The organism is Streptomyces sp. NPDC058955, assembly GCF_042741435.1.
Lineage (GTDB): Bacteria > Actinomycetota > Actinomycetes > Streptomycetales > Streptomycetaceae > Streptomyces.
Map to the genome: position 1 here is coordinate 1 of NZ_JBHYKM010000215.1, position 5509 is coordinate 5509.

At 73.7% G+C, this 5509-nt stretch carries 5 protein-coding genes; 3 read left to right on the forward strand and 2 right to left on the reverse strand.

The window, feature by feature from the left end; genetic code table 11:
- Positions 1-141: 141 nt before the first annotated feature.
- Positions 142-1599 carry a catalase gene (locus ACFW1I_RS37815; protein ID WP_384678569.1) on the forward strand — a complete coding sequence of 486 codons (1458 nt, stop codon included), beginning with the start codon at positions 142-144 and terminating at the stop codon, positions 1597-1599.
- A gap of 468 nt (positions 1600-2067) precedes the next feature.
- Positions 2068-2733 carry an HNH endonuclease gene (locus tag ACFW1I_RS37820; RefSeq protein WP_384678571.1) on the forward strand — a complete coding sequence of 222 codons (666 nt, stop codon included), beginning with the start codon at positions 2068-2070 and terminating at the stop codon, positions 2731-2733.
- On the opposite strand, the gene ACFW1I_RS37825 is transcribed toward ACFW1I_RS37820, so the two are convergent.
- A complete protein-coding gene (locus tag ACFW1I_RS37825) occupies positions 2669-3901 on the reverse strand; it encodes an MFS transporter (protein ID WP_384678573.1) in 1233 nt (410 codons plus the stop codon). The genes ACFW1I_RS37820 and ACFW1I_RS37825 overlap by 65 nt on opposite strands.
- Positions 3902-4073: 172 nt before the next feature.
- Here ACFW1I_RS37825 and ACFW1I_RS37830 point away from each other — a divergent pair, with 172 nt between their 5' ends.
- Entirely contained in the window at positions 4074-5066 is a 993-nt protein-coding gene (locus tag ACFW1I_RS37830) for an ArsR/SmtB family transcription factor (protein ID WP_384678575.1), read from the forward strand.
- Here ACFW1I_RS37830 and ACFW1I_RS37835 read toward each other — a convergent pair.
- On the reverse strand, positions 5063-5464 hold the full coding sequence (locus ACFW1I_RS37835; RefSeq protein ID WP_384678576.1) for a hypothetical protein: 402 nt from the start codon (positions 5462-5464) through the stop codon (positions 5063-5065). The genes ACFW1I_RS37830 and ACFW1I_RS37835 overlap by 4 nt on opposite strands.
- Positions 5465-5509 lie beyond the last annotated feature (45 nt).

Consider the following 5509-nt stretch of genomic DNA (forward strand, 5'->3'; position numbering starts at 1 on the left):
GCTGACACCTGTCCTGTCGCGCCCAAGGCGCCGCCGCCGACCGGAACACCCCACTTCGATTTCAACAAACTGTTGACGACGTGTTTCGAGCGAACTTACGCTCCACGGCAAGTCAGCAGCATCCTGCACGGAAAGGCCACCATGTCGAAGCGCGTGCTCACGACCGAGTCCGGCGCCCCCGTCGCCGACAACCAGAACTCCGCCACCGCCGGCGTCGGTGGCCCCCTCCTCCTCCAGGACCAGCACCTGCTGGAGAAGCTCGCGCGCTTCAACCGTGAGCGGATCCCGGAGCGCGTGGTGCACGCCCGCGGCTCCGGCGCGTACGGCTACTTCGAGGTGACCGACGACGTCACTGGCTTCACCAAGGCCGACTTCCTCTCCGAGGTGGGCAAGAAGACGGAGCTCTTCATCCGCTTCTCCACCGTGGCCGACTCGCTCGGCGGCGCGGACGCGGTCCGCGACCCGCGCGGCTTCGCGGTGAAGTTCTACACCGAGGAGGGCAACTACGACCTCGTCGGCAACAACACCCCGGTGTTCTTCATCAAGGACCCGATCAAGTTCCCCGACTTCATCCACTCCCAGAAGCGCGACCCCTTCACGGGCAAGCAGGAGCCGGACAACGTCTGGGACTTCTGGGCGCACGCCCCCGAGGCCACCCACCAGATCACCTGGCTCATGGGCGACCGCGGCATCCCGGCCTCGTACCGCCACATGAACGGCTACGGCTCGCACACCTACCAGTGGACCAACGAGGCGGGCGAGGCCTTCTTCGTCAAGTACCACTTCAAGACGAACCAGGGCATCCGCTCGCTCTCCTCCGAGCAGGCCGCCGAGCTCGTCGGCAAGGACGCCAACTCGCACCAGACGGACCTGCTCCAGGCCATCGAGCGCGGCGTGAACCCGTCCTGGACCCTGTACGTGCAGGTCATGCCGGCCGCCGAGGCCGCCGACTACCGCTTCAACCCGTTCGACCTCACCAAGGTGTGGCCGCACAGCGACTACCCGCTGCAGCGCGTCGGCCGGATGGTCCTCGACCGCAACCCGGACAACGTCTTCGCCGAGGTCGAGCAGGCCGCCTTCTCCCCGAACAACTTCGTGCCGGGCATCGGCCCCTCGCCGGACAAGATGCTCCAGGGCCGCCTCTTCGCCTACGCGGACGCCCACCGCTACCGCCTCGGCGTGAACCACACCCAGCTCCCGGTGAACGCTCCCAAGGCGACGACCGCCGTGAACTACGGCCGCGACGGCGCCATGGCGACCCGCAACGGCTCGCGGTACGACAAGAACTACGAGCCCAACTCGTACCAGGGCCCGGCCCAGACCGACGCGCCGCTCTCCGCGCCGCTCGCGATCCACGGCTGGACCGGCACCCACGCGGCCCCGCAGCACACCAAGGACGACGACTTCTTCCAGGCCGGCGAGCTCTACCGCCTGATGTCGGAGGAGGAGAAGTCCCGGCTGATCGCCAACATCGCCGGCGGCCTCTCCCAGGTGTCCCGCGAGGACGTCATCGAGAAGAACCTCGCCCACTTCGCCGCCGCCGACGCCGAGTACGGCAAGCGCGTCGAGGAGGCGGTCCGCGCCCTGCGCGAGGACTAGTTCTCTCGGATTCCCAGACCGCGTACGGCACCTGACGGGAGGTCAGAGCCGTACGCCGTCCGGAACGCCGGCCCGGATGAGGGGTGGCCGGTGATCCGGACAGCGTGAGGACCGCGGTGGCTCCGAGCCAGTGCGGTGGCCAGGACGCCAGGCCCCCCTTCCAGACCTGAAGGAAGGGACCGGCCGAAGCGTCCGCCGGAGCCGCCGCGGTCCCAACGCCCGCTCCCCCCACGGGAGCCCACAGTCTCCGCCCGGCGGTGCGAACGTCCTGTCGCGCCAGCCTCGCACCGCCGGGCGGTCATCGGACGAGAGCGCGGAACCAGGTTTACGGTCCCTGGTTCCGCGCTCTTTCGTACGTACGCCGCCCCCCGCACCGCATCGTTTCTGCGGTGAACATCCGCGCCCGCTCGGCGGAGCGCACCGCGATTCGGCCCCGTGCGCCCCGTCCCCGGCGCTATCCACCGGTACGTGATCAAGAACCTGATGCGCGGGCTCGTCCCGCTCGCCCTCGTCCTGTCCCCGCTCGCCGCCCCCTCCCCCGCCGCCTCCGCCGGCGTCCAGCTCTTCCCGGACGCGCTCGCCGAACTGACCGAGGCCACCGAGGACTCCGCCGGATACCGGGAGTCGGCCTTCCCGCACTGGGACCAGGGCCTCGACACCGCGGACGCCTGCGACACCCGCGCCGAGGTGCTGCTCGCGGAGGCCGTCGACGCGCCCACGGCCGGCACCGGCTGCGTCCTCACCGGCGGCCGGTGGACCTCGTACTACGACGGCCAGACCGTCACCGACCCGGCGCTGCTCCAGGTCGACCACCTCGTCCCGCTGGAGGAGGCGTGGGCCTCGGGGGCGTCCGGCTGGACGGCGGCCCGGCGGGCGAAGTACGCCAACGACCAGGGCGCCGCGGCGACACTGGTCGCGGTCACCGCCCGCAGCCGGAAGGCGAAGGCCGGGCAGGACCCGGCCGCCTGGGTGCCCGACGGGAACGCGGCCTACTGCCGCTACGTCGGCGAATGGGTGGGGACGAAGCTGCGCTGGGGGCTCTCGGTCGACAAGGACGAGATGGAGGCGCTCAAGCTGTTCGCCGACGGTCCGTGCGAGGAGACGGTCGTACTGCGCTCGACAGCCCCGCGGTGAGGGCGGCGGTGACGGCGAGCGAGACCACCGCCAGGAGGGCCATCGCCGTCGCCGGCGAGGTAAGCTGCGCGAGACCGCCCGCCAGGGCCGCGGCGAGGCCCTGGCAGGCCAGCATCCCGGAACCGTGCAGGCCGAGCGCGTGCCCGCTCGACTCCTCCGGGACCAGCGCCAGCAGCCGCTCCTGGTAGAGCAGGCTCGCGCCGTAGCCGACCGCGGAAACCGCCACGGCCGCGCCCGCCGCCACCGGAGGCAGCCCCGTGCCCAGCGCGAAGAGCAGGTACGGGGCGGCCAGCAGGGCCTGGAGGGGCGCGGCCAGCCGCACCCGCAGCCGCGCCGGCACGAACCGTCCGAGGACGGTGTCCCCGGCGAGCATGCCGGCGGCGCCGCAGACGAAGAGCAGGGCGGCGCGGTCGGGGTCGTACGCCACGAAGAGCGCCTCGCAGCCGACGACCAGCCCGTTGGGCACCCACAGCGCCAGGTAGAGGAGCCGGCGGTGCCGGTCGGCGAGCAGCCGGGCGTTGGTCCGCCAGGTCCGGGCCGCCGAGATCCGGCCGCCGGCACGGGGCGGGCGGGCGGTGAGCCCGCCGCGGTAGAGGAGTCCGGCGAGGAGGTAGAAGGCGGCGCCGACGAGGAGGGTGCCGCGTGCGGAGAGCACGGCGAGGAGCACGCCGCCGGTGGCGAAGCCGGCGATCTGGAAGAAGCCGGCGGACATGTTCAGCACCGAGCGGCCGAGCAGATAGCGCTCCCGCGGCAGGATCTCGCCGAGCAGCCCGTACCGCACGCCCCCGCCCAGCGATCCGACGGCGCCGAGGACGGCGAGCAGCCCGAACGCGGCGCCGAGCGGCAGCCCGGGCACGGCCTGGAGGCCGGTCCCCGCCGCGAACACGACGGCGACGACGGTGAGCGCGGTACGGGGCGGCAGCCGGTCGGCCGCGGAGAGCAGGGTCATGGCGCCGAGCAGCTGGGCGAGCGAGGGCCCGAACATGGCGAGCGCGCTGAGCAGCGGGGACCCGGTGGAGCGGAACACCAGCGTGGCGAGCCCGAGCCCGGTCACGGTCTGGGCGGCGGTCTGCGCGGAGCCGGCGAGGAAGAGGGGCGTGAACTCGGGGGTGCGGAACAGGTCGCGGTAGCCCGCCTGAGCGGGCGCCTCGGAGGCGGAGAGGGACATGCCGGGGATTCTGGGGAGGCCGGGACGGGCGCCGGTACTGTTTCGCGGGTCGGCGAAACAGTGGGCGCCGGGCGGGTGGTCGGCGAGGCTCGTCCCGGAGGGCGAGGCTCGTCCCGGGGGGGCGAGCCGAGGACGGACAGCGACGGGCGGGGACGGACGGGGAGGGCCGGGCATGGGGTGGTGGCGGATCGGGGCGGACACGCTCGCGGGCGGCCGGTTCGTGGTGTCGCCGCTCGCCGAGACCGTCGCCGCGCTGAAGGCGCTGCACGCCGGGCGGGCCGGGCACCCGGGCGAGCGGAGGTGGCTGGCGGAGCACCTGCCGGCCTACCGGGCCCGGATCACGGCGGAGCCGCTGGACGGGCTGCTGGTGCGGGCGGCGATCAGCCCCACCTGGAACGCGGACTTCCTCACGCCCACCCCGCTGGGCGAGGGCGAGCGGTGCTTCGAGGAGGAGGTGGCGGTGGTCCGCGCGACCGGACAGCCGGCCGCCCTGGCCGACCTGGCGGTCTCGGCCGGCGGCGCGGTGCCGGAGCCGCTGGCCTCGGCGCGCGATCTGCCCGGCCGCCTGGCGGAGTTGCTGACCTGGGTGTGGCGGGAGACGGTGCTGCCGGAGTGGCCGCGGCGGCGCCGGGTGATGGAGGCCGATGTGACGGCCAGGACCGCGCGCCTCGCACGCGACGGCTGGGCGGCGGCGCTGGACGAGCTGTGCCCGGGGAAGATGCGGTGGCTCGGGAACGGCAGGCTCCAGGTCAACGCCCGTGACTATCCGCCGCGTTCGGTCGAGGGCGGCCGGCTGCTGCTGGTGCCGGTGACGCCGAAGACCGGCTGGGTGTCGTGGGACGCGGCGCGGGAGGGGGAGGAGCGGTACGCGATCGTCTACCCCTGCGCGGGGGTTCTGGCGCACGGGGCGGGCCCGGCGGTGCCGGAGGCGCTGGGCGCACTGCTCGGACCGGCCCGTGCGGGGGTGCTGCTGCGCCTCGAAGTACCGCTCTCCACCAGCCAGTTGGTGGCACTGACGGGCCAGGGCCTCGGGTCCGTGGGCCGCCATCTGAAGGTGCTGCACGAGGCCGGGCTGGTGCGCCGGAGGAGGGCGGGCCGTTCGGTGCTGTACGACTGGACGGAGGCGGGTGCGGTGCTCGTGCGGGCGCAGGCGGACGGAGCCTAGAACCCGGCCCAGGAGCGCAGGCGTGCGTCGAGGACGACGTCGTGCCGGAGGGCCGCGAGGGCGGCCGGGTCGACGCGTACGCCCTGGTCGGCGAGGATGCCGGCGAGGGCGGCCCAGTGGGCCTCGGCGGCCTCCTCCTGGGTCTGGTCCCCGTAGGGCTCGTCGGGGCCGACGACGGTGCGGGCGGTCTCCTCGACGGACTCCACCGTGAGGTGGTCCCTCACCGCGGCGCCGCCGACGACGCTCTCGGCCCAGCCCCGGTCGTCGAGGAGGACGAGGGCGCGGCCGTCGGAGAGTTCGGCTTCCAGGCGGGCGGAGACCGACAGCTGCCGGTCGGTGGTGCGGGCCTCGACGAGTGCGGCGTGGGTGACGAGGCGAAGGGGGGTGGCGGAGGTCATGGGTCCACGGTAGACGCCGCGTGGGCCCCCCGGTTGGTCGCGGCC

Coding starts and splice junctions, on each gene's coding strand:
- ACFW1I_RS37815 (WP_384678569.1), top strand. CDS start 142: ATGTCGAAGCGCGTGCTCACGACCGAGTCCGGCGCCCCCGTCGCCGAC.
- ACFW1I_RS37825 (WP_384678573.1), bottom strand. CDS start 3,901: ATGTCCCTCTCCGCCTCCGAGGCGCCCGCTCAGGCGGGCTACCGCGAC.
- ACFW1I_RS37830 (WP_384678575.1), top strand. CDS start 4,074: ATGGGGTGGTGGCGGATCGGGGCGGACACGCTCGCGGGCGGCCGGTTC.
- ACFW1I_RS37835 (WP_384678576.1), bottom strand. CDS start 5,464: ATGACCTCCGCCACCCCCCTTCGCCTCGTCACCCACGCCGCACTCGTC.